Source organism: Arthrobacter sp. D3-18 (genome assembly GCF_054408525.1).
The window spans coordinates 120,188-141,942 of record NZ_CP096440.1; the positions used below are offsets into that span (position 1 = coordinate 120,188).

Sequence of the window (21,755 nt, forward strand, 5' to 3'; positions counted from 1 at the left end):
AACCCGTTAGGCGGGGTCGATGTCGGTTCGCTTTGCCCGGACAACGTCCTTGGCGTCGGTGACATCGGACGGCTGGGGAGCAGGCACGAACAATGCAAGAGGCGGCGCGGCAGTACTGCAGTCCAAATCCGGAAGTGTAACGACGCTGCTGATCCGTTGTTGCCCTCCCGCGAGTTGTTCCATCCGGAACATCACGCCGGAGGCACTCAAATCATCGGGCACGTCGCCCGTTTCTGATGCCCAACGCACCAAGCAGCCGTGCACTTCGGCAGTCCCGGGAACCGGACCGGGTTGGACCTTCATGGGGAGGAATGGATCAGGTCCCGGGCGGATGTCCGGGCGACGTTTCTGTACGACGTCGTTCAACGGAGGCCTCGAAATGCGGACGCGGACTTCCAGGCCAGTGGTCTCCACTAACTCGGGCAGGGTGAAGTCCGTAATATTCTGCGCGACAGCCTGGGCCTCGAGGGATTTGCGGGCCGCCATGACCCACGGGTCAGCCTCAATGGGCTCACTCGGCGCACCCCCTTGCCATTCAACCGCCGGATAAGGGGGTGCAGGTTTCTTCTCCTCCCCGCACGCCGAGAGTCCGCCGGAGACGGTAACCAGCAACAGCGATGCAGCAACAGCCTTGAAATACCGCGGCCGGGATGTCCTTGCGTCGCCCATGGTCAACCACCTTTGTTTGCGTTTTTTCGCCTGTCGAATCTATCACGGGCTATTCCTCTGGCTCCTGCCGGCGTCCAGTCCGATATCGGCGAGGTGGCCGCCGTACAGCGCCGTAGCCCCAGCGCATAGGCTTGGACCATGCTGAACCTGGTCCTTGGACTTCTCTTTGCGGGGTTCTTCCTTGCCTCGTTCCAGTCCGACCGGCGTCGGCTCCGAAATGGTGTGTTCCTGCTGGTGGCGGCATGGTTCCTCTTGCAGGCTCTTCTGGAGTTCCTCATAGACCTGAACCCGTGGTTCGAATGGTTGAACCTGGTGGTCTTGGTAGTCCCGGTGGTGAGCATTTTCGTGTTCGCCGGTTTCCTGATCGCCAACGGCATCACGATGGTCCGCAGGGAAGGCCCCGGTATCACCAGTTTCCTGCCGATCGCAGTGGGTCTGGCAGTGTTCCTCGCCCCGGTAGTCGCCTTCCTTTTTGTTCTGAGCGGCCAGCCGGTGTTGGCCGGCATTGCTGCTCTGGCCTTCTTCCTCTGCTCCTACCTGGGCTGCGCTTTCGTGGTGTTCCTGGGGTACGCGGTGGTGTATTCACGGATGCGCTTCAGCCCGAACCCGGCGGCCGTCATCGTCCTCGGCTCCGGCCTGATCAACGGCAAGGTCCCGCCGTTGCTCGCCGCGCGCTTGAACAAGGCACTTGAAATTTACGACGGCGGTACCCCGGCCAAGCCGGTCCTGGTACCTTCCGGCGGCCAGGGGTGGGATGAGCCGCGGCCAGAGTCCACCGCCATGAAGGAGTACTTGGTGGCAAAGGGCGCGGCTGCTACGGATGTTTTGGAGGAGAACCAAGCTACCACCACCCGCGAGAACCTGGCTTATTCCGTTGCACTGCTGGCAGACAAGGGCATTCAGGGGCCCTTGCTGGTGTGCACCAACAATTACCACGTATTGCGCGCAGCACTCTTATCCCGTCGGCAACGGATTAACGCCGAGGTTGTGGGTGCTCCCACGGCCAGATACTTCGTGCCCAGTGCCTTCCTTAGGGAGTTCGTGGCCGTGATGAGGGACAACCGCCTGACAAACATCATTCTTTGCCTGCCGATGTTCGGGATTGCCCTGCTCATCACGGTCGCACTGATGAACTCTCCGGTGGTGTAGCTCTTCCTAGGGCTTGGGGAGCCCTGTGGTGAATGTGTGGCTCCACTCCGTGACGGAGCCAGCGGTGAAGACGTATCCCGGCTTGGGTTCCGCTGTGACGGTCACAGTGCCGGCAGGCTTCCTGTAGCTCCCGGCTGCGACTTCCTTGCCGTCAATCAGGTAGGTCACACCCGGTACGGAGGGGATGGTGTAGTCATCCTGCCCTTGACCCGGGCGGTCAGTAAAGGTGACGGCCGCCGGCGTCGCCGATTCGTAGCTCAGACCGAAGCCCAGCGGCAACAGCACGCCGTCGCCGTCGGCTTCGGGAATGTTGACCGGCAGCTTGCCGCTCGGGTTGATCGCGCCCGAAATGGCGCGGACGGCACCGTGGAAGTTAACCTCCTTGACCCCATAACTGTTGAGCGCGGCGTCGGCACCGGGGAAGACGCTGATGTCGTAGGGATTTCGCGTGGCCACAACGATGACCGGCGTCCCCGTGGCTGCCAGTTCCGCAACCATCTGTTGCTGTGCAGCATTGCTGGTTGCGTTGTACGAAGCGAAGACGACGGCGTCGACGTTGCTGGCGGCGGCTACTGCACGCGCGCGGTAGGCCGCGGACGGCGAGGCCCCATCCTCGTAGTCTTCTGTCACCGCGAATCCCTGATTCTTAAGCATTGGACCCACGAGCTCCGGCCATGCCGATCCGGCACCCACCATGAGCACCGAGCTGCCCGAAGCGAGCGGCAAAACCTGGCCTTCGTTGCGGAGCAGCGTGACAGCACGCTCGGAGATCAGCTCGGCTGTGGCCAGGTTCCCTGCGCTTCCAACAAGGGCGTCCACGGCGGCGGGGTCGGCCAACGGTTGTTCGAAGACCCCGCGCTTGACCTTCCATTCAAGGATCCTTCGGACTGAATCGTCCAAGCGGGCTTCGGTGATCTCGCCGGACTCGACGGCGGCGCGAACCCCAGCGAACGATGCATCCACATCCGGGGAGTTGAGGAGGATGTCAGAGCCGGCCTGGATCGCCTTCACTGCGATCTCTTCTTGAGGCCATTCGGCAGCCATTGCCGCCATATCCAGGGCATCCGTTGTCACCAAACCCTTGAAGCCCATTTCATCCCGAAGCAAGCCCGTGAGTACCTTGTGGGACAGGGTGCCGGGCATCTCTGCGTCAATGGCCTCCACAATGATGTGAGCCGTCATGACCATATCCACGCCGCCATCAATTGCGGCTTTGAACGGCTTGAGATGCTGGTTGAGGGTCTCGCGATCGTAGGTGACGGTGGGCAATCCATAGTGCGAATCGACTGAGGTGTCGCCGTGGCCGGGGAAGTGCTTTGCGGCTGCACCTACGTTGTGGGCTTGAATGCCTTCAATCTGGGCGACGCCGAGTGCACTGACCAGCGCCGGGTCTTCACCCATGGAACGGATGCCAATGACGGGGTTGTCAGGATTGGAGTTGAGATCCAGGACCGGTGCGAAGTCAACATTGATACCCATGGCACGCATTTCGGATCCCAGGATTTCACCTTGCGCCCTGGCGAGACTAGCGTCTGCGGTGGCGCCGAGGGCCATGTTCCCCGGGAGCACTGTGGCCGGCGGCCCGATGCGGGCAACCAAACCGCCTTCCTGGTCAATGGTGACTGCCAGCGGGATGCCGTTTCCATCCTCCCTCATTGCCGTTTGCTGCAGACCGTTGGAGAGGCCCGCGACCTGCTGAGGATTGGCGGTGTTTCCCGACCATGCGAAGTAGAGGACGCCGCCGAGGTTGTACTTTTCCACCACCTCCGCGGGCGTGTTGACGCCATACCGCTCTTGGTTCTTTGCTGCCATGGAGGTGTCGTCCGCTGAGGAACCGTAAACATGCGTCCACGTCATCTGGCCGATCTTTTCGTCCAGCGTCATGGCGGCAATCATCGCCTCGATATCCGGCGAGGCGGAGACCGTCGTCGTACTTCCCGTGGTGGGTACGGCCGCAAGTGCCGTGCCCGCGCCAGCCAACACCCCCGCGCCTGTCATCAGGAGCGCAGTGGCGGCCGCCGTCATGAGTGAAGTCCGTTGTCTTTGCATGTGAATCCCAATCCCATCGTCCTTGTTGCGGTTGAGGTTTGCGTGTCTGTAGGACTAGCGCTTGCCGTTATAGAGGAGGTACTCGCGGGTGTCGCGCACGAATTGGTCAAGTTCGGACCGCCAGCTGTCCATGATCGTCTTGGCATCAGCACCGGCGTCGAGCTGTTCAGCAAAGCGGGCCGAGCCGCTTAAGAGGCCCATCCATCGTCCGCCGTCGCCACGCCAACCGAAACCGGGGTACAGGCGCTTGGCTTCGACCAGCATGTGGGTTCCCACTTCCAGGGCTTCGACGCGGGTGGTGTCGGTGATGTGAACTTGGACGCCGCCACAAATGAGGCCCTGGTTCTTTGAGAGGGTCGGCTGGAAGTACGCCTCGCGGAAGACGACGCCGGCGAGGCCCTTGCTGTTCAGGGCCTCCGCCCAGCGATAGTCCACGTAGGGTGCGCCGATGAGCTCAAACGGCCGGGTGGTTCCGCGCCCTTCTGACATGTTGGTGGCCTCGAACAGGGCTGTGCCGGGGTACAGAGTCGCGGTTTCAGGTGTTGGCATGTTGGGGCTCGGCAGGATCCACGCCGCCCGATTGTCCGGTCCCGTCATATCGCGGCGCCACCCCTGGACCTCCACCACCTGAAGGTCATGGATGGGTGTGAGGCCGGCGGCCGGAAGGTGAACTGCGTTGAAGTATTTGGCGAGCTCGCCCACGGTCATCCCATGCTGCAGCGCAATGCCCAGTTGGCCGACGCCGGATTCGAACCCCTTTTGCAGGACCGGCCCACGGGCCTGACCCCCGATGGGGTTCGGGCGGTCGAGGACAACAAACGTGGCTCCTGTCTTCGACGCGGCCTGCATGGCGCCCCACATGGTCCAGATGTAGGTGTAGAAGCGTGCGCCGACGTCCTGGATGTCGAAGCAGATGGTGTCCACCCCGGAGGCTTCGAAGAAGCCCACATAGTCGGCAACGGTGGCCCCGTAGGAGTCGTAGACCGTGATGCCGGTCCGAGGGTCCACGGATGTTCCTTCGCTGGCGCCATCCTGGGCGGTCCCCCTGAAACCGTGCTCGGGTCCAAAAACCGCTCCGACCTCCACGCCTTTGACCGCCATATCATCCACGATGGAGCGGAAGTTGGCGAGGACGCCCGTGGGGTTGGTGATGACTCCCACCTTGCGGCCGGCGAAGATGCTCCAGTTGTTGGCGGCGGCTACATCGGCGCCGCAGATGGGAGATCCCGGCTTCCCCGGCCTGTTCTGGTGAGGACTGGCGGTTGCGCTGGGGGCGAAGGGCGCGACGACGGCGGCAGCGGCCGCCAGCCCCGATGCATGGAGCAGCTTTCTACGGTCGAGTGCCATCAAGAAGCCTTTCGAAAGGGAGCGAAGAGCATGACAAGGTTTGTGATCTTCCTTACATTGACCGTATTCGCTCTCCGGGAGGGCGTCAATGACTTACCTTTCTGTCGTTGCCTGTGTAACTTAATGACAGGCCCTGGATTAGGACCTTGGATCGGTACCGTGGGTAGGGTTCGACCCATCGGAAGGAAATGATGCTGGAAGCGCCGGGAAATGCGCAGCTGTCCCGCACTGTTTTGGTGCGGATTCGCTCTGTCCTGCCAGCGTTACGCCCATCGGAGCAGGCCGTAGCTGAGTTGGTCCTGTCGGATCCATCACGGGCTGCCACCATGTCCATCGGCGACCTTGCCGAGGAATGCGGAACATCCACTACCTCGGTGGTCCGCTTCTACAAGAAGGTGGGCTACGGCGGCTACTCGGATTTTCGCCTGGATCTTGCCCGTGAAACTGCCCGTGAGAGTGTGGCACATGGCGTTTCGACCGAGGTCTACGAGGACATCAACACTGCCGACTCGCTGCAAGACATCGTTTCCAAAATCGCCTTCAACGAAACCATGTCCATCGCCGATACTGCCCAGGTGCTGGATGTCGAACAGCTGGCTCGGGCCATTGACGTGGTGTCCGGCTCCCGCAAGATCGACATCTTCGGCGTGGGAGCGGGAGGTTTGGTGGGCCAGGACCTGCAGCAAAAGTTGCACAGGATTGGCCTGGTTTCCTTTGTTTGGCCCGAAGTGCATGCCGCCCTTACCTCAGCGGCACTTCTGGATTCCGACGGCGTTGCTGTCGCCATCTCCCACTCGGGTGCCACCTCGGACACCATCGATTTCCTGAAGGCGGGCAAAGCAGCCGGCGCCGCCGCCATCGCCATCACCAACCATGCCGACTCACCACTGGGGAGGGTGGCTGACATTGTGCTGAGCACGGCAGCCCGTGAAACTCCTTTCCGCCCTGGTGCCATGGGGAGTCGGATAGCGCAGATGATGATCATCGACTGCCTGTTTGTGGGCGTCGCCCAGAAGTCCTACGACTCTTCCATTGATGCGCTGCACAAAACGCACGCAGCTGTCCAAAGCCGGAAGTTACGCCGGGGCAACTGACATGCGCATTGCCTGTACGGGACAGCCTCGAGTTACTGGACAGGTTCCGTCTGCTTGACCTCTCCTTTTACTTCACTCGGCCTCAGCATGGAGTCTGAATTGATCGCAAGAATTCCCGAAAGCAGGGCCGCCAGGAGGATGGAGCCAAAGGCCATGAATGATGAGACGCCCATCAAGAATGTGGCAACTGCAAGGCTGAGGGGACTGGATACAGTTTCAAGAAACTGGACGGCCGTCATGGTCTTGCCCAGGTCAGATGAGGGAATCTGTTGATGGATAAGGGATGTACGTCCCACCGTCCATGCAATGCCGCCCGTGCAGACGACGAAAAGGGCGCCTGCCACAGCAATCCACGATGGGATGAAGAAGAGCAAGGCCCCTGCTGCCATAAGCCACGAGGAGCGTTGCATAAGAAGATTTGGGCGCCAGTCGGAGAGCAAGCCTGACAGAATCGAACCGCAGAAGAGCCCCGCCGCTGCTGCTGCGCCCACGATTCCTACTTCCGTAGTGGACCCCTTGAGGCCAACCGAGGTCTGGAAAATCGCCAACGTGGACAAGGGGGCCGACAGGAAGCCGACGAGGACAACTGTCCCGGCAAAACGCCACCAACCATGGATTTGGGTAAGCCTCCGGTACCCGGCAGAAAGTTCCTTGAAGAAACCCGGCCGATCCGGCAGGCTGCCAGGGCGCTCCGGCCAAGGCAGGAAATTCATGATCAAGGCAATTACCGTAAACGACACTGCGTCAACAGCCAGCAACCACCACGGACCCCAGACGGCGCTCAAAGCTCCACCAATTGCCGGACCCACGATGGAAGCTGAGGTCCACGCGGTGGACACTGCGGCGTTGAACTTCGCAGTGCCGTCGCCGTACATCTTCGGGATGGCCACGAAGGTGGCTGTCCGGGCGAACATGTCGAGGCTGCCGCGTAGGAAGGCGCCTAGTACGAGGACCCAAAAGGGCGTGTGCCAAGGGCCTATCAGCAGCGCCATCGCAGCAACAACCAGTGCTTGACCCCAATAGCCTATGTGGGTCATGGTGCGGGGGGACATGCGATCTGCGAGTCCGCCGATGAGCACTCCGGGGAAAGCCTTCGGAAGTTGTGATGCCACGGCAACGATGGACATCTGGGCAAGGCTGCCGCTTGTCTGCAGAACTATGAGCGGGAGTGCAATGTTGTACGCACCTCCACCCAACGAATTCACCCACATTCCCGTGAGGTGCAGGCGCCTTTGCCATGGTTTTGCTAATGACACTTCAGTTACCTCGGGATGAATGGAGAATGGTGACAAGGTCGGGCTGCTTTTCCACCGATGTGAGAAGCCATTGCATCACGGGAGCCTGCCAAAAGCTGATATTCCACGTGCGGGCAATGACCATGTGAAAGATGGTGGTGCAGCAGGGAACTACAATCCGCCATTTGCCGGGAAGAATGAGTGCAAGGGGGAGTGCGGCTAATTCAAGAAGGGGAATTGCGCGGGTCAGGGCACGAACGGGAACTCTGTACCGCTCTTGGGCAAACGGGTGAGTATCCGCGGCCAACAGGTGCGAGTGATAAATATGGTTGGCATCGCCGCGCCTGACCCAAGCGTCATAGCCGTGGAGGAGTTTGGACAAGCCGGCCTGAGTGTAGGGCAGATATAGCGCAACCCGTGAGACCGAAAGCGGCAGGTTCGGGGACTGGCCACTGCCCGGCTTGGACATCTGACTGATGACGAGTACCGCTTCAATGAACGTGTCATATGGCCAGCGGCCCGGTAGGGATCGGGCATCCAAAGCCCGTGTTCCCAAAAACAATCCCAGCGCTGCCCGCCGAATCCAAGAAGAGGGCTTTGAGTCGGGGTTTCCACAAACCTCGCCGGCCGCCGCGGCCGCCATCAGAAGCCCGGCCGCCGCACGTCGGCTCTTCCAAGCGGTCCCGTCATCGGGCGTGGGATCCACCGCTGACTCCTGTGAAGCAACCGCAGCTCGATAATCCCGGGAAGCAGCCGGGCCGGGGCGGAGCGTCAGCGCCAGGGCGGCAACGACCCACACTGCCGCATTGCGTAGATGCTGGAGTTGGACTGGTCTACTGCGAAGTTGTCGGAACATAGCTGTACACAATTTCCTTTTCCTCAGGCATTCCGCGAACAGTAGTTGCCACCAGGATGTCCATCCTCAAGGGAAGACCAGGCAGGTGAGCGGGGGTGCGAACCTCGTCAAACGCTTTCCACGCGTTGCTTCGAAGCCTCTGGATGATTCTCTGGCAGAGGACCTTCTTTGGTTGTTCATCCTCACCCATGAAGATGCCGGCGAACACTGCTCCGGCCCGGAAGAACTGGGTTGGCAGGCAGTTTGCCGGGCCGCAAGCAATGGCTGTTCCATCAGGCATGTGAAATTCAACTGCGAATCGTGAGACGCGGTCCCGGAACTTTGCATTGAACATATTGTTTGACGCGATTGGCCAGAAGTTTCTGTTGGCCACCGTTGCGGCTATCGACGCGACTGCGTAGGCCCCCGCTAGGGCAACAAGTGCCGTGCCCTTATTGCAGTCAGGAGCACGTAGCACAGTGGTCATTCCTGGCGAAATCCTCGAACTCCGACGCCAACTCCAGGGAGTCAAACACCAGCCTCCTGCCGTCAAGGTTGGTGGATCCGGTCAGCAGGTAGCGGAACACTTCCATGGCGGTAATGGAAGCCACGATGGAATTAAGCGGCCCAAAGCTTGGAGCCTGGTACGAGCTATTGAGGTTTGTTGTGGAGAGCGAGGCCTGTGATTGTGTCCTGCCGTCGTTATCTGTTGCTGCGCATTGCAGGCAGGGGGTGATGCCTGGCCGTACAACAGGGCCTACCACTCCACGCGTATCTTGATACCCCGCGCAGGTGAAAGGTGTGCCGGTGGCGATGGACGCCTGGTTGGACCATTCGAGCACATCCTGTGGCGTGTCGGCGGAGACCACAACGAAGTCTGAGTCCTGAAAAACAGGCAAGAGATCTTCCACTCCGGAGATCATGGAGGCGACTTCCACCGTGTTGATGTCGGGGGCCCTGAGGTGAAGGTTTCTTGCAGCGGCCTGGATCTTGGGGGAACCAATATCTTGCGCCGTGAAGAGGTACTGCCGGGTCAGGTTGCTTTCTTCCACAGTGTCCCCGTCGACCAGGACAATGGAACCAACTCCGGCCGTTGCAAGTTGCATGGCTACGTTTGTTCCGATTCCTCCCACGCCGATCAGCGTGACCCTTCGGTTGCTCAGCATATCGCTGGCTCCGGGACCGGTGCTGTGTGCAAGTTCAAAGTACAAGTCGTGGCGGCTGTACCGGCCGGAGAGGTCGAACCTGTACGGCACCAGAATCTCGGCGTCGATAAGTTCCTCGACGATCGCTCCGGAGCCTTCGCCCAACAGGAGTTGGGCCTTCCCGCCCAAATCGTCGAGCGTCCGTGGCTGTGAAGCGAAGCTGAGTAGTTCAGCCAGCCCGTCAGGAGCGTCTTCGATTTCGATTGCGTTGGGTGGTGCCAATCCGATCTGCACGGCCGTTGCCGTGGTGATCACCGGTAGCGACTGCTTGAGGGAGTAGGTTACGGCTGCCAATTCTTGCCTCCAATGATGAGTGGGGACCACGCGGTGCGTGGTCCCCACTTTTTATTCTTGGGTTAGTTGAACACGAAGTTCAGCTTCGAACGGCGCTTGGCCAGTCGCTTGAGCTTAAGCACTTGAATCACTCCTTTGTGTTTATAAACTTGTTGGACGGAATGAATCTACGACACCTGTCATGGATATGACAAGTTTGTCGATTACTTTCTTCTGCGTGTCGCTTCGAGGGGTCCCTGGCGGGGTGCGTGCGGTATAGAGTCGAGGACATGTTTGAAATCGTCCCGCCGAATGTTGCCTTCCACCAGTCATTCCTCGAGTCCCACCGTGAGTGGGCAGGAGCCCATCAGGATGGTGCCGCCGTCTTCATGGCGGGCGACGTCACCAGCTCCGAGGGCTTCGCTGATTGGGTTGGTAAGTTGCTGGACGCTGAAAGCGCGTCCGAGAAGGATGGCATTGTTCCGTGCACCTACCTCTGGATCACGGAGGGCCTGCGCTACGTCGGAGCCATTGCTTTCCGTCACCATTTGACTCCGGCTCTCCTGAACTCGGGTGGGCACATCGGCTACGGGGTTCGACCCTCGGACCGCAGGAGGGGGGCGGCGTCCTGGGCCTTGCGGGAACTGCTGTCCCGGTTGGCTGTGCAGGGCGAGTTGGGTGGGGCTCTGCCGGATCGTGTTCTGCTGACCTGTGACGACGACAATTCGGCGTCGATTAGAACCATCGAGCGTTGCGGTGGGCTGCTCGACGATGTGCGGACGGGTGAAGATGGGCGGCCTTTCCGCCGGTACTGGATTGACGTGGGAACGTTCGGGAAGGTTGCTACATTCTTCTGACTGCCGGACATTAACAGGGTATGAGCTTGCAAACGGAGCAGGGGGATCGCGTGGAGCCGGGCAGGCAGGAGCATTTCCTTGCAGCCCACGCGGCGTGCCACGACAAGGTCTACCGCTACTTCCGACGTCGAACGGAGGGCGCGTCCACGGCAGAGGATCTCACAGCCGACGTGTTTCGCATCGCTTGGGAGAAATCCATCCAGGACCAGGAGCTGTCCGTGCTGGTTGTGTTTGGCATTGCCCGCAATGTCCTTCGAAACCACTACCGTTCAAGCCTTCGCTCTATGAACCTCACGCAGCAACTGGAGCGGCAGAGAACGCGCGAGCTGGATTCCGACGACGGCGAAGTGAGGGACGCGCTGGACCGGCTCAAGCCCGAGGAGCGCGAGGTTCTCCTGCTGACGTACTGGGACGGATTCAGTTCCGCCGAGGTCTCGGACCTGCTCGATGTCACTGCCACGGCCGTCAGGATGCGTCTGCACAGAGCAAGAAAACAACTCAGCAATCTGCTTCGGGCGGACAACATCACAGAGGATGCCAGCAATGAATAGGGAAGAGCGAACTGTGGAATGCCTGACTGCTGCAGATCCGGCCTTGTTGGTCACCGAAGATGACCTGGCCCGCAGCAGGGAGAAGAGCCTGGCTGTCCTGGCCACCGACGCGGAGCAGCTCAGCGTTGGTGGGTCCGTCACAGATTTCCGTCAACTGCCTGCCGGGCGACGTTTGCGTTTGATGGCAGGATTTGGCTTGCTGACGGCGGTAGCTGCAGCTGTAGTTGCCGGGGTGGTGGTGACGTCCTCCATTACGGCTCCGCCGAGGGAGCAAGCTGCGCCGGCGGTCACGCAGTCGGATACGGCGCCGGAAACAGGCTCCTCCAGCGGGCTACCGCTGCCCGAAATTACGGGCATGATGCCGACGTTCGAGGCCGAAATCATCACCGGCGGCAACGGCACCAAGGCAGCTGTTTCCATAGGCAGAGAGTCAGACTTTCACATGGACGCTCTGAACATGGGAAAGCTTGGCCTAAACGCCGCCGGGTGTTTTTCCGACGTCACCACCGAGGGCAGCCCGGGCGGACTCATTTTTCCCTTCGGGACAAGAGTCACAGAGACGGGAGTGGTCTTCCCGGATGGCAAATCCTTGAATATCGGAGATGAATTCGCGTTCGGTGGAGGACTTTCACCAGACCGTGAACTGGGGGAATGCTCCCCAACGGGAGCGGCCTTCCTGGTTCAAAGCTGGGACTCGTTGCCCTGATCTGCACCCTGCGCAACCAAACCGCGACGTCGGCACTCACCGTAAGTGCCGACGTCGTGCTTCCTATTCGGTGACCTCGTCCTCCACTACCGGGTCCTTCAAGAGAAGCGCAGTGCCTTGGAAGGCGGGCAGTTCCAGGAAGAAGCTGTGGAGGTCATCCACTTGGCTGACGTCCTCGCTGCTGAACAGATCATGGACGGTAGACCCCGGAACCAGGTGCGAGGACTGGATGCTGCCGGCAATGTCCTGGTCCGAGAAGTTCAGGACGGTGACTTGTAGCGCTCCGTCGGCGAGCTGGTTGACCAGCACCAGCAGCCCTCGGTGGGAAACGTCGGGCACATCCAGGAGCGTGCTGGTGGCGATTCCCGACTCCTCCCGCACAGTCAGGATCTGCTGGAGCCGCCGGGCGTAGGAGTTGGGATCCTTCAGCTGCTCGGGCAGCGGACCGTAGAGGCTCCGGGCACGGGGCATGCCGGCCAGGGAGGTTTTCGCGTCCGGGCTGGTGCCCATGAGATCGTGTGCGCCACGGTTGATCCAGCGGGTATCACCCTGCGACGTGAGCTCGCGGACCGTCTGGCGATCAAGCGCTGTGATGCCCGTGAGGTCCCAACCGGAAAGCGCGAAAACCCCAGGCTGCAGCGCGTTGTACATGGACAGCAGCACGTGGGCGTCCAGGACCTGCGCTTCCTGCTCCTCAGTGATGGCATCCTGGTCCTTGATGCCAAGGGCAGCCATGATGAAGCTGACCGTGGTGCAGGCAATGCCGTTGGTGGTGAACACCGCGTTGTACGGTCCGTTCTCCCCCGTGAGCCGTTCCCGCATGGTGTTCTGGACCTTCTCGGCCACCTCAGCGCCGCTGAGCTCCTCGCCGGCAAGTTCGAAGACGTCGTCCCTGTGTCCCGCGGCAAAGTGAAGCAGCTCGTAAGTCAGTTCGTCGTGGTTTTGGAGGGCGTGGACCAACGATGCCTGGTCCACGCCGATCTCCATGGAAAGCCGCAGGGTCAGGCGCAGGAACTCTGTATCTCCGATGACTAAGGCGTAGTGATACGCGGGCCTGGTGATGAAGTCGTAGGAGAGATCCGGGCCGGACTCAGACTGGGTCTTGATGTCATCAATGGTGAGGTTGAGTTCCTGGAAGGAGAACCCACCCACCTTGCGTATCATGGAACCAATCAGCTGGTTGGCGGCCTCGGACAAGGGGTGGCCCTCGGACCAACCCGGTTCTTCCTCGGCGCTCTTCTCCACGCCCAGGAACCCGTTGGCATCAAGTCGGAGAGCGCCGGTTCCCAGGTCCAGCAAAGAGTGCAGGGCATCGCCAACCACAAGGCGCATGCCGGCGAACGTTGGGTCCAACCAGTTGATGGAAGGCTGGCCGGCCTTGAAGTAGTGCAAATAGACCCACCGGCGGGTTTTGCCCGTGGTGTCGATGATGGGCTTAGTGGCGCTCCAGTTGGTTTCCTTGACGCCGGGTTCGTAGAAGATGACCCTCTGCAATCGGCCGATGATGTACCCGGCCTTTTGCAGGGCTTCCTCAGTTGCCGGACTAATGTTTACCGAATCCTCGCCCTCGGGGACGTCGGGCAGCAGGTGCCAGTCCTCTTCGGGGATATCCACCATGTGATAAATGCCGGGGTAGTCCCGGAAGTTCATTTCGGCGAGGCGGAAGTCCGCTCCCTTGCCTGTGTGCCCGGGAACGATGTCGTCGATGACGGTGCCGCCATGGTCATTGGCCACCTCGCACATCTGGCGGAACTCTTCCTCGGTGCCGAAGGCGGGGTCGATCGCCATGCTGATCCGGTCAAAGTGGCCGTCCACGCTGGGTGTTTGGGACCATCCGCGGATACCACCGGCAAGCTTGACCGGTCCGGTGTGCAGGCCCCGGATGCCGATCTCGCTGAACGCGTCCCAGAGTGCGGGATCACCCAGCGCTGAAAGGAAGGACTGTCCGTCCTTGGTGATGAAGGACAAGGGGTAGGCCGTGAACCAGACGGGTGCACGCTCCACGGCTGAGCGCGGATTCGGCCTGGCATAGGAGTTTTGCCACATGCTGGCCTGCCCGGACAATTGCCGGGCCATGGTGTTGGCGTCACCCAGCATGGATTGGTTTCTGAGCCAGTCCACATAGGTGGAGTTCAGGCCGTCGAATTCCAAGGAGGGCCGGGCGGCGAAGAATTGCCGCCTCCGGGCGATCGGCCGCAGTGCCTTGGGGCGAGCTGGATAGAACTGTTCGTCAAACGTGATTTCCGCCGGTTCGCTTGCGGTTTCATCGGGCGTTTCCTGTGGCGTCTCCTCCGGATTTTCTTCCGAAGTTTCGCTGATTTCTGACACGCTCTCGTTGACTGCAGGCTCCCGCACAGTTTTCTCCTTTACGTGGTCGCCGCGTCAACGCCGACCGTCCGAGGGGGTCGTTCAAGAGGTCACGTACCCGGGCTTGCCCGGACTATTCATGCTAGTCCGGGGAGCCTGCCGTTTGTCTAACCCGGGAACAAGTAAGTCTCGTTATTATGTGTTGGGTTGACCTTGGTGGTGCTGCGGTTTAGCCAAACTGTGCCTCGTGGAGATCGGAGAACAATGAGAATCGTTGTGATCGGCGGCAGCGGCCATATCGGGTCCTTCCTTGTCCCCAGGCTCGTGCGGGGTGGTCACGAGGTCATCAACATCAGTCGCGGGACCAGCGCGTCCTATGCTGATGTCCCCGAATGGCAGCAGGTCCGCCAAGTGGTCGCTGACCGGGAGCAGGAGGACCGAGAGGGCAGCTTTGGTGACCGGGTAGCGGCGCTGGGTGCCGACGTCGTGGTTGACCTGATCTGCTTCACGCTCGAATCAGCCACTGCGCTGGTTGAAAGTCTCCGAAACGAGGTGGGGCATCTGCTGCACTGCGGCTCCATTTGGCGGTACGGCGTCAGCTTGAAGTTGCCCCTGACCGAAGGAGCCTCGTCCGCGGAAGGAGCCGCGTGCGCCGCCGAGCCTCTGGACGAGTACGGGATCCAGAAGCGCGACATTGCCCGCATGCTCAAGGAGGAGACTGCTTCCGGAGGTTTGGCCACAACATCGATTCACCCCGGCCACATCGTGGGCCCCGGCTGGCAGCCGATCGGACCGCTGGGCAATCTGGATCCTGGGGTTTGGCAGACGATTGCGTCCGGGCAGACACTTCAGGTTCCCGGAAGCGGGACAGAGTCGATGCACCATGTGCATGCCGACGACGTCGCGCAGGCCTTCGAGAAAGCCATCCGGAAACGGGACGCTGCAGCCGGTGAGGACTTCAATATTGTCGCTCCCACCGCGTTGACTGTTCGGGGTTACGTGGGCATCGCTGCTTCCTGGTTCGGGCAGGAACCCCGCATGGAAACCGTCAGCTGGGAAGAGTTCCGCCGGAACACCACGCCGGAATCTGCCGATATCAGCTGGGCGCACCTCTCCCGGAACCACTGCATGTCCATTAACAAGGCCACGTCGCTTATTGGGTACGCGCCGGCGTATGAGCCGGAATTGGCGGTGCACGAATCCGTGCAATGGCTCATCGACAACGGGCAGCTCCGAGTGCCGAACCTGCTGCCCTAAGCCTGTACAACTCCTACCCGAAGCCTGAAGCTTAAGGGGCACAAGGGGGAGCTATATGTACAAGGTGCCGAACAAGGAAGTCACTGACAGTCGGCTTGACCATGGATTCTTCATCCTCGGCGGAGCAGCAGCAGTGTGGCTGGCTTTCCTGCTGGTGGGGGAGAGCTTCCATCTGGGGTGGGGGCAGTTGTGGTTTTCTGTCGTGTTTTGGGCGTTCCTCGCGTACCTGCTGTTGCCCCGGCTACATCGGATCCTGACCACCATCTACGTGCCCGGCTACTTCATTGGCCGCGCGCGGACCAGCGACGGCCTGCTCGGTGACCCCGTCAACGTTGCTTTGCTGGGTGCCGAACCCCAGATCCACGCGATGATGAGGTCCGGCGGCTGGACCATGGCCGACGACGTCACTTTCGCCAGCAGCCGGCGCATCATCAGCTCCACCATCTTCAGGCAGAGCTACACGGAGGCGCCGGTCAGTCCCCTTTATCTTTTCGACCGCCAACAGGACTTCGCGTACCAGCAGGAGGTCAATAACACCCCTGGCAAACGCCACCACGTCCGCTTCTGGCGTTGCCCCGAGGGCTGGCTCCTGCCGGGCGGCCACAAAGTGGATTGGCTGGCGGCGGGCACGTACGACCGTAGCGTGGGCTTCTCCCTGTTTACCCTGCAGATCACGCACAAGATTGAACAGAACACCGACGTTGAACGGGACCACATCGTTTCTACCGTTTCGGCCGCTGAGCCCGCTGTGACTGTGCAGGTCATCGAGGACTTCTCCACCGGGTATCACACGCGCAATGGCGGGGGTGACTCCATCTCCACCGACGGCGACTTGCCGATCATCGATGCACGCCGTGTCCGGGTCCCCTCGGATCAGCCGCCCGGCCGCACCGACAGCAGGGACAGGCGGCCCGCCCCCATCTTGATGGGCGCTGCTTTGGTGGTGGCCAGGGCGGTGGCGGCACTGGTCCTGGCGATCACCTTGTTCACCTCCGGGGGCGAAATATCCGGGCTCACCTTCGATGACGACTCGTCAGACCCGCAAAGCACGACGGCGGCAATCGCCTTGATAGCGGCTGTGGTCCTGATGTTCGGGCTGGGTGAAGTTTTCCTGGCCTGGCGCATCTTCCTTGGGAGCAACGGCGCACGCGTGATTGCCATGGGCTTGAGTTCCATCTCGATCCTGGTCCAGGCAATCGACTATTCCACGGGCAGCGCAAACATCACCCTCGAAGCCGGCCTCTCCGGCCTCGCCACTGACATCCTGGTGCTCCTGGCACTGTCCAGCCAACGTGCCCGCGTGTATGCAAAGCGACAGCGCATTCCGGCGGTCCCGGCGTCGGTAGTTGGCCGGCGCGTGGCTTCCTGACCCACTTTGGGGGCCGCCTAGGTCCGACGCGCCGTCGTTCGCGGCGTGTCGGGGTGGTTTCAGATCCAAAGCGGGTGGTGAAGCTACACGCCTTGGTCAGCGCCGCTACTCCCCGGGAGCGCTTTTAGCTTGTTGGGGCCGGATCAATAGACTGACTGGGCCGACCATGTGTGCAAAATAGCACCGCGCTTTGGCTTGATTCGAAAACGAATTGGGGACCCACGCTTTGACTGCAAATCCGAAAATCACCGTTGTTGTGCCTACTTACAATGAGCGGGAAAACCTACCTCTTCTCATTGACCAGCTCGGCTCACTGGGGAGGCAGGATCTCAAGGTGCTGATTGTGGATGACAATTCGCCGGATGGAACCGGGGCCGTCGCTGATCAGCTGGCTAAAGAATCCAACGGGACGGTGTCGGTCCTGCATCGGAAGGAAAAAGATGGGCTGGGCCGGGCATATGTGGCAGGCATGACCCGTGCCTTGGCTGAGAACGCAGACGTCATCATTCAAATGGACGCGGACCTGTCCCACCCCGTGTCGGCCATTCCCACGATGCTTGACCGTATCCGCACCTCCGGCGCCGAGGTGGTTATCGGCTCACGCTATGTTGCCGGTGGATCTACGGCGACAGAATGGCCTTGGCACCGAAAGGCACTCTCTGCATGGGCGAATTTCTACGTGGGTGTAATTCTGGGTTTGAAGGTGAAAGATTCCACAGCGGGATTCAAAGCGTGGACAGCCTCCGCTCTCCGCCAAGTTGATGTGGCGTCGATTCGAAGCGATGGCTACTCATTCCAGGTTGAGATGAATTACCGGGCGGCCCGGGGGAGCCTGAAAATCGTCGAGGTGCCCATTCATTTTGAAGAACGGGTGGAGGGCGCTTCCAAGATGAATATCCGTGAACAGCTGGAGTCCGCGCTGACGCCGTGGAAGCTTCGGTTTCAAAAATAGGGTGTGCTGTCACCACCAACTTTGAACCCGGGAGGCTTGAACACGCCCGGCATCGCGGCGTGTCGCCTCGCTGGGAAAACCAAAGTGGGTTGTGACGGCACACAGCTAGGAACCCAGCCACCCATAAAAGCTCGACGGCGGCACTCAAGGTGAGTGCCGCCGTCGTGTGCTTCAGCGGATGTGACAGAGCGTCAGCGTGAAGCTGTAGGGATGTGAGAGAGCGTTACGCAGTGACCGCCAGGGCATCGATCTCCACAAGCATGACCTCGTGCGGCAGATCAACGAACACGGTGGTGCGGCTCGGCAGCAAACCGCTGGGAACGTTCTCCCGGATGAACTCGCCGTAGACCTCATTCATGGCGGCGAAGTCGTCGCGGGTGGTGAGGTAGACACGGAACATGAGGACGTCTTCAACGGAAGATCCGCCGGCTTCGAGGATGGCCTTGACGTTCTCCAGGGTGCGACGGGTCTGGACGCGGACGTCGCCCTCGCCGATGTACTGGTTGGTGGCGGGGTCCATGGGGCCCTGGCCGGAGACCTGGAACATGCCGCCCTTCTTGATGCCCTGCGAGAATACGTGCGCCGGGGCGGGGGCGTTTTCGGTCAGTACTACGGTTTTTTCACTCATGCTGAGTTCCTTTCGTGGCTGATCCAGCCGAGGTCGTTGGAGATGGCCTCGGTGCTGGCTTTGAGGTCGGGCAGCAGCTCAAGCAAGCCTTCATAGCTGAGCATCACTACCGGTACCGAACAAGAGGCTGCGGCAACAACAGCGCCGCTGGCGTCGCGGATGGGGGCCGCGATGCAGTGCACGAAGGCTTCGTGCTCAGCGTTGTCGTGGGCCCAGCCCTGTTCCTTGACCTGCTCGAGTTCGGCCAGTAAGGCCTCCGGCGAGGTCAGGGTGTTCTCGGTAACTTTGACGTAGTCCAACCCCGCGGCGATCTTTTCCTGCCGGCTGCGCGGCATATCGGAGAGGAGGACTTTGGACACAGCGGCCGAGTGCAGCGATGCAGTCAGGCCGATGCGCGAGTACATGCGGACGGGATGGTGCGACTCGAACTTGTCGATGTACACCACCTCATTCCCTTCAAATGCGGCGAGGTGCACAGTGTGCCCGGTTCGGCCGTTGAGTTCGGCCAGGTGCGGATGCGCCACTTTGCGGATGTCCCGCTGTTCCAAAGCCAGCGATGACAGTTCAAAGAGCTTGGAGCCGAGCATGAACCGTTGGTCTTCGTCCCGCACCACGAAGCGCTTTTCTTCCATGGCGTGCAGGAGCCGCATCACGGTGGTCTTGTGCACGGCGGCCTTGGACGCGAGCTCGTCCAGGGTTGCTGGCTTTGCGGCGAGTTCGCCGAGCAGGTCGATGGCTCGCATGAGGCTCTGGCTCACGATGTCACGCTCCGGTTCTGGTGTTGAATTGTCCGTCTTCAACATGGATAGCAGCCCACGCGTCATCCGAAGAATCGAGAATGACTGCGAGCTCGGCGGCGTGGGGCAGCGGACCGCGATCACCGTGGACAGTCAGGGTGCACGCTGCGGCTACATGTCCGCGCCGGAGGCTTTCCTTTTGGCCCAGACCGAACAGCATGCCGCTGAGGTAGCCGGCGGCGAACGAGTCGCCGGCGCCAACAGGTTCGACGACGGCGACGGACAGTGCGGGCACCTCTTCCCGGGTGCCGGTCCGGTCCAAGGAGATGGCGCTGATCGCCTCGTTCTTGATGACCAGCACCTTCGGATCCGGCATCATGCGGCGAAGTTCTGCTTCATCGGTGGTACCGAAGGCGTGTTCGGCTTCGTCTTTCCCAACGAGCACGACGTCGGCCAGGTTCGCCAGGCGCTGCAGGACAGAGCGGTCCTGGCCTGCCCAGAGGGCTTCGCGCCAGTTGACGTCGAAGCTGATGATCCGGCCATTGCGAGGTGTGGTGAGGATTGCTTCCAACAGGGAAAGGCACTCGGGGGAGAGGGCAGCGGTGATTCCACTCAGGTGGATGAGTGCAGCGTTCTCAAGCAACGAGGAAACGGCGGGATTGGAAAGTGTGTTCCGTCCCATGGCCGACGCCGCGGATCCTTGCCGGTAGTACAAAACCGAACTGCCGCCGTCGGGGTCCGTATCCTGCGCCGGGACCTTGACGTACAGGCCCGTGGGCAAGGACTCGTCCACTTCCACGCCGGAGATTCCCACGCCGTGATCCTGGAGCTCGTGCAGGATCCGGGTGCCGAAGCCATCGTGGCCCACCCGGCTGACCCAGTGCGCGTCCAGGCCCATGGCTGCCAAACCGATGGCGACGTTGGATTCCGCGCCGCCGATGCCGAAGTGGAGTTCCGTTGCCAGGTGCAGGGGGACGGCGTGGACAGGGGTAAGCATGGCCATGGTTTCGCCCACGCATACAGCTGAAAGCATCGTTCTCCCACTAGTTCGTGCGCTTCTCAGCGGCCTTGACTCTCGATCCGCCACCATGTTAGACATATCACCAGCAGGTTTGCAACCAGCGTTGCAAAATACGCAACGCATCAGAATTACCCGGCAACCCCACAACGCAGCTTCAAGAACGCAGCACCGCGAAGGGAATGAAACGCGTGAACACCTCCGAAGCCATCTCGGCATCCGCTGTGTCAGGCCTGGCTGAACGCCGTCTCGACTGGCGTCACAAAGCTGTGCCCGCAACCGCGAACGGCACCACCCACGCGGACTTCCTCGCCGCCAAGCACACGCTCGCTGACCTCCAGACGCCGCTGCTCACCCTCGATGCCGGAGCGCTCCGCGCCAATACCGATCGGCTGGCCGACTGGTGCAGAGACCACGGTGTCTTGCTCGCCCCGCACGGCAAAACCACCATGTCGCCGCAGCTCTGGACCCAGCAGCTCGACCGAGGCGCCTGGGGCATTACGTTGGCGAACTTCGCACAGCTCCGCGTGGCCCGCGAGTTCGGCGTGAGGAACCTGCAGCTCGCCAACAGCCTCACGGATCCGCACGCCATTGAGTGGGTTGCCCGCGTTGCCACGCCGGACGCGCCCATCCTTTCCTGGATCGATTCCTTGGGGACCGTGGACGTCATCAACCGAACGCTCGCCGGCAGTGATGCTGTGCTGGACGTCCTTGTGGAGCTCGGCGCGCACGGTGGCCGGACCGGTGCCCGCTCTGTGGAGGCTGCCATGGAGATTTCCCGCGCTGTTTCCGAGTCACCAAACCTGCGTTTGGTGGGCGTCAGCGGCTATGAAGGCTCCCTCGCGCACACAGCGGACGACGCCGGATTGGCCGCCGTTCGCGGCTATCTCGCCCAGATGCGGCTGCTTCACGAGGAACTGCTCGCCGCAGGGTTGTATGGCGCCAACAAAGTGATCATCACTGCAGGGGGCAGCGCCTACTTCGACGACGTCGTGACCGTCCTCTCCCCGTGCATCAGCACCGGCGCTGAACTTGGCGGACCCGCTGTGGACCTCATGATCCGCAGCGGCGCCTACATCATCCACGACGACGGTTTCTACCGCGGAATTTCGCCATTTTCCCGCGAGGGCGGCCAACCCTTCAAAGCCGGCATGTACGGCTGGGCAAGGGTTGTGTCGCAGACTGAACCCGGCCTCGCCATCCTCGACGCCGGGAAACGCGACCTCCCGTTCGACGAAGGCCTGCCCGAACCGCAGTTCATTGGACCTGTTCTGGGCGGGGCAATGGAGCCGCTACTTGGCGCCCGGATCACCTCGGTCAACGATCAACACAGCTTCATGACCTATGACGCCACCTCCACCACGGTCCGTCCCGGCGACGTCGTCCGGCTGGGCCTCTCCCACCCGTGCACCGCGTTCGACAAGTGGACCGTCATTCCAGTGCTCGCGGACAGCGGGTCCGCCGAAGGCCCAGGTAACCAGACCGTCGTCGACCTCATCCATACCTTCTTCTAGGAC

20 protein-coding genes are annotated in these 21,755 nt (G+C 61.2%); 9 read left to right on the forward strand and 11 right to left on the reverse strand.

Annotation, left to right across the window (positions count from 1 at the left end; translation table 11 throughout):
• Window positions 1-6 precede the first annotated feature (6 nt).
• Window positions 7-669 carry a hypothetical protein gene (locus tag M1D89_RS02605; protein WP_498647756.1) on the reverse strand — a complete coding sequence of 221 codons (663 nt, stop codon included), beginning with the start codon at window positions 667-669 and terminating at the stop codon, window positions 7-9.
• Window positions 670-807: 138 nt separating this feature from the next.
• Between M1D89_RS02605 and M1D89_RS02610 the strand changes: the two genes are divergently transcribed.
• On the forward strand, window positions 808-1,818 hold the full coding sequence (locus tag M1D89_RS02610) for a YdcF family protein (RefSeq protein ID WP_498647758.1): 1,011 nt from the start codon (window positions 808-810) through the stop codon (window positions 1,816-1,818).
• Window positions 1,819-1,824: 6 nt separating this feature from the next.
• Here the strand turns inward: M1D89_RS02610 and M1D89_RS02615 are convergent, their stop codons facing one another.
• Together M1D89_RS02615 and M1D89_RS02620 are read right to left on the reverse strand one after the other, a co-directional pair.
• Window positions 1,825-3,843, reverse strand: coding sequence for a glycoside hydrolase family 3 protein (locus M1D89_RS02615; protein ID WP_498647760.1), 2,019 nt, complete (start codon window positions 3,841-3,843; stop codon window positions 1,825-1,827).
• Window positions 3,844-3,921: 78 nt separating this feature from the next.
• Window positions 3,922-5,214: an exo-beta-N-acetylmuramidase NamZ family protein gene (locus M1D89_RS02620; protein WP_498647762.1), complete on the reverse strand. Its 1,293-nt coding sequence runs from the start codon at window positions 5,212-5,214 to the stop codon at window positions 3,922-3,924.
• 188 nt (window positions 5,215-5,402) lie between these two features.
• Here M1D89_RS02620 and M1D89_RS02625 point away from each other — a divergent pair, with 188 nt between their 5' ends.
• Window positions 5,403-6,308 carry a MurR/RpiR family transcriptional regulator gene (locus M1D89_RS02625; RefSeq protein WP_498647764.1) on the forward strand — a complete coding sequence of 302 codons (906 nt, stop codon included), beginning with the start codon at window positions 5,403-5,405 and terminating at the stop codon, window positions 6,306-6,308.
• A gap of 32 nt (window positions 6,309-6,340) precedes the next feature.
• On the opposite strand, the gene M1D89_RS02630 is transcribed toward M1D89_RS02625, so the two are convergent.
• The 4 genes from M1D89_RS02630 to M1D89_RS02645 form a co-directional block, all read right to left on the reverse strand.
• A complete protein-coding gene (locus M1D89_RS02630) occupies window positions 6,341-7,564 on the reverse strand; it encodes an MFS transporter (RefSeq protein WP_498647766.1) in 1,224 nt (407 codons plus the stop codon).
• A gap of 1 nt (window position 7,565) precedes the next feature.
• Window positions 7,566-8,249 (reverse strand): hypothetical protein, encoded by a 684-nt coding sequence (locus M1D89_RS02635; protein WP_498647768.1) that lies wholly within the window; start codon window positions 8,247-8,249, stop codon window positions 7,566-7,568.
• 127 nt (window positions 8,250-8,376) lie between these two features.
• Window positions 8,377-8,679 (reverse strand): hypothetical protein, encoded by a 303-nt coding sequence (locus M1D89_RS02640; RefSeq protein ID WP_498647770.1) that lies wholly within the window; start codon window positions 8,677-8,679, stop codon window positions 8,377-8,379.
• Between the two features lie 160 nt (window positions 8,680-8,839).
• Window positions 8,840-9,877: a TOMM precursor leader peptide-binding protein gene (locus tag M1D89_RS02645; RefSeq protein ID WP_498647772.1), complete on the reverse strand. Its 1,038-nt coding sequence runs from the start codon at window positions 9,875-9,877 to the stop codon at window positions 8,840-8,842.
• Between the two features lie 269 nt (window positions 9,878-10,146).
• Between M1D89_RS02645 and M1D89_RS02650 the strand changes: the two genes are divergently transcribed.
• Genes M1D89_RS02650 through M1D89_RS02660 form a run of 3 tightly spaced genes read left to right on the forward strand, consistent with a single transcriptional unit; the run spans window position 10,147 to window position 11,970 of the window.
• Window positions 10,147-10,713: a GNAT family N-acetyltransferase gene (locus M1D89_RS02650; RefSeq protein ID WP_498647775.1), complete on the forward strand. Its 567-nt coding sequence runs from the start codon at window positions 10,147-10,149 to the stop codon at window positions 10,711-10,713.
• Window positions 10,714-10,733: 20 nt separating this feature from the next.
• Window positions 10,734-11,264, forward strand: coding sequence for an RNA polymerase sigma factor (locus tag M1D89_RS02655; RefSeq protein ID WP_498647777.1), 531 nt, complete (start codon window positions 10,734-10,736; stop codon window positions 11,262-11,264).
• Window positions 11,257-11,970, forward strand: a complete 714-nt coding sequence (locus tag M1D89_RS02660) for a hypothetical protein (protein ID WP_498647779.1) — start codon at window positions 11,257-11,259, stop codon at window positions 11,968-11,970. Before M1D89_RS02655 ends, M1D89_RS02660 begins: the two co-directional genes overlap by 8 nt.
• Window positions 11,971-12,033: 63 nt before the next feature.
• On the opposite strand, the gene treS is transcribed toward M1D89_RS02660, so the two are convergent.
• Window positions 12,034-14,325 carry a maltose alpha-D-glucosyltransferase gene (gene treS, locus M1D89_RS02665; protein ID WP_498647780.1) on the reverse strand — a complete coding sequence of 764 codons (2,292 nt, stop codon included), beginning with the start codon at window positions 14,323-14,325 and terminating at the stop codon, window positions 12,034-12,036.
• Window positions 14,326-14,541: 216 nt separating this feature from the next.
• Here treS and M1D89_RS02670 point away from each other — a divergent pair, with 216 nt between their 5' ends.
• The 3 genes from M1D89_RS02670 (at window position 14,542) to M1D89_RS02680 (ending at window position 17,855) form a co-directional block, all read left to right on the forward strand.
• Window positions 14,542-15,534, forward strand: coding sequence for an NAD-dependent epimerase/dehydratase family protein (locus tag M1D89_RS02670; RefSeq protein ID WP_498647782.1), 993 nt, complete (start codon window positions 14,542-14,544; stop codon window positions 15,532-15,534).
• Between the two features lie 55 nt (window positions 15,535-15,589).
• A complete protein-coding gene (locus M1D89_RS02675; RefSeq protein ID WP_498647784.1) occupies window positions 15,590-16,903 on the forward strand; it encodes an LssY C-terminal domain-containing protein in 1,314 nt (437 codons plus the stop codon).
• Between the two features lie 226 nt (window positions 16,904-17,129).
• A complete protein-coding gene (locus tag M1D89_RS02680; RefSeq protein WP_498647786.1) occupies window positions 17,130-17,855 on the forward strand; it encodes a polyprenol monophosphomannose synthase in 726 nt (241 codons plus the stop codon).
• A 223-nt stretch (window positions 17,856-18,078) separates the two neighbouring features.
• Here the strand turns inward: M1D89_RS02680 and M1D89_RS02685 are convergent, their stop codons facing one another.
• Genes M1D89_RS02685 through M1D89_RS02695 form a run of 3 tightly spaced genes read right to left on the reverse strand, consistent with a single transcriptional unit; the run spans window position 18,079 to window position 20,253 of the window.
• The gene (locus M1D89_RS02685; protein ID WP_024818727.1) at window positions 18,079-18,483 is read right to left on the reverse strand and encodes a RidA family protein; all 405 of its coding nucleotides are present in this window, start codon (window positions 18,481-18,483) and stop codon (window positions 18,079-18,081) included.
• On the reverse strand, window positions 18,480-19,286 hold the full coding sequence (locus M1D89_RS02690; RefSeq protein ID WP_474661878.1) for an IclR family transcriptional regulator: 807 nt from the start codon (window positions 19,284-19,286) through the stop codon (window positions 18,480-18,482). The genes M1D89_RS02685 and M1D89_RS02690 overlap by 4 nt, the downstream gene beginning before the upstream one ends.
• Window positions 19,246-20,253 (reverse strand): sugar kinase, encoded by a 1,008-nt coding sequence (locus tag M1D89_RS02695; protein ID WP_498647788.1) that lies wholly within the window; start codon window positions 20,251-20,253, stop codon window positions 19,246-19,248. Before M1D89_RS02695 ends, M1D89_RS02690 begins: the two co-directional genes overlap by 41 nt.
• A 167-nt stretch (window positions 20,254-20,420) precedes the next feature.
• On the opposite strand from M1D89_RS02695, the gene M1D89_RS02700 reads away from it, so the two are divergent.
• Window positions 20,421-21,752, forward strand: coding sequence for an alanine racemase (locus M1D89_RS02700; protein WP_498647789.1), 1,332 nt, complete (start codon window positions 20,421-20,423; stop codon window positions 21,750-21,752).
• Window positions 21,753-21,755: the final 3 nt, after the last annotated feature.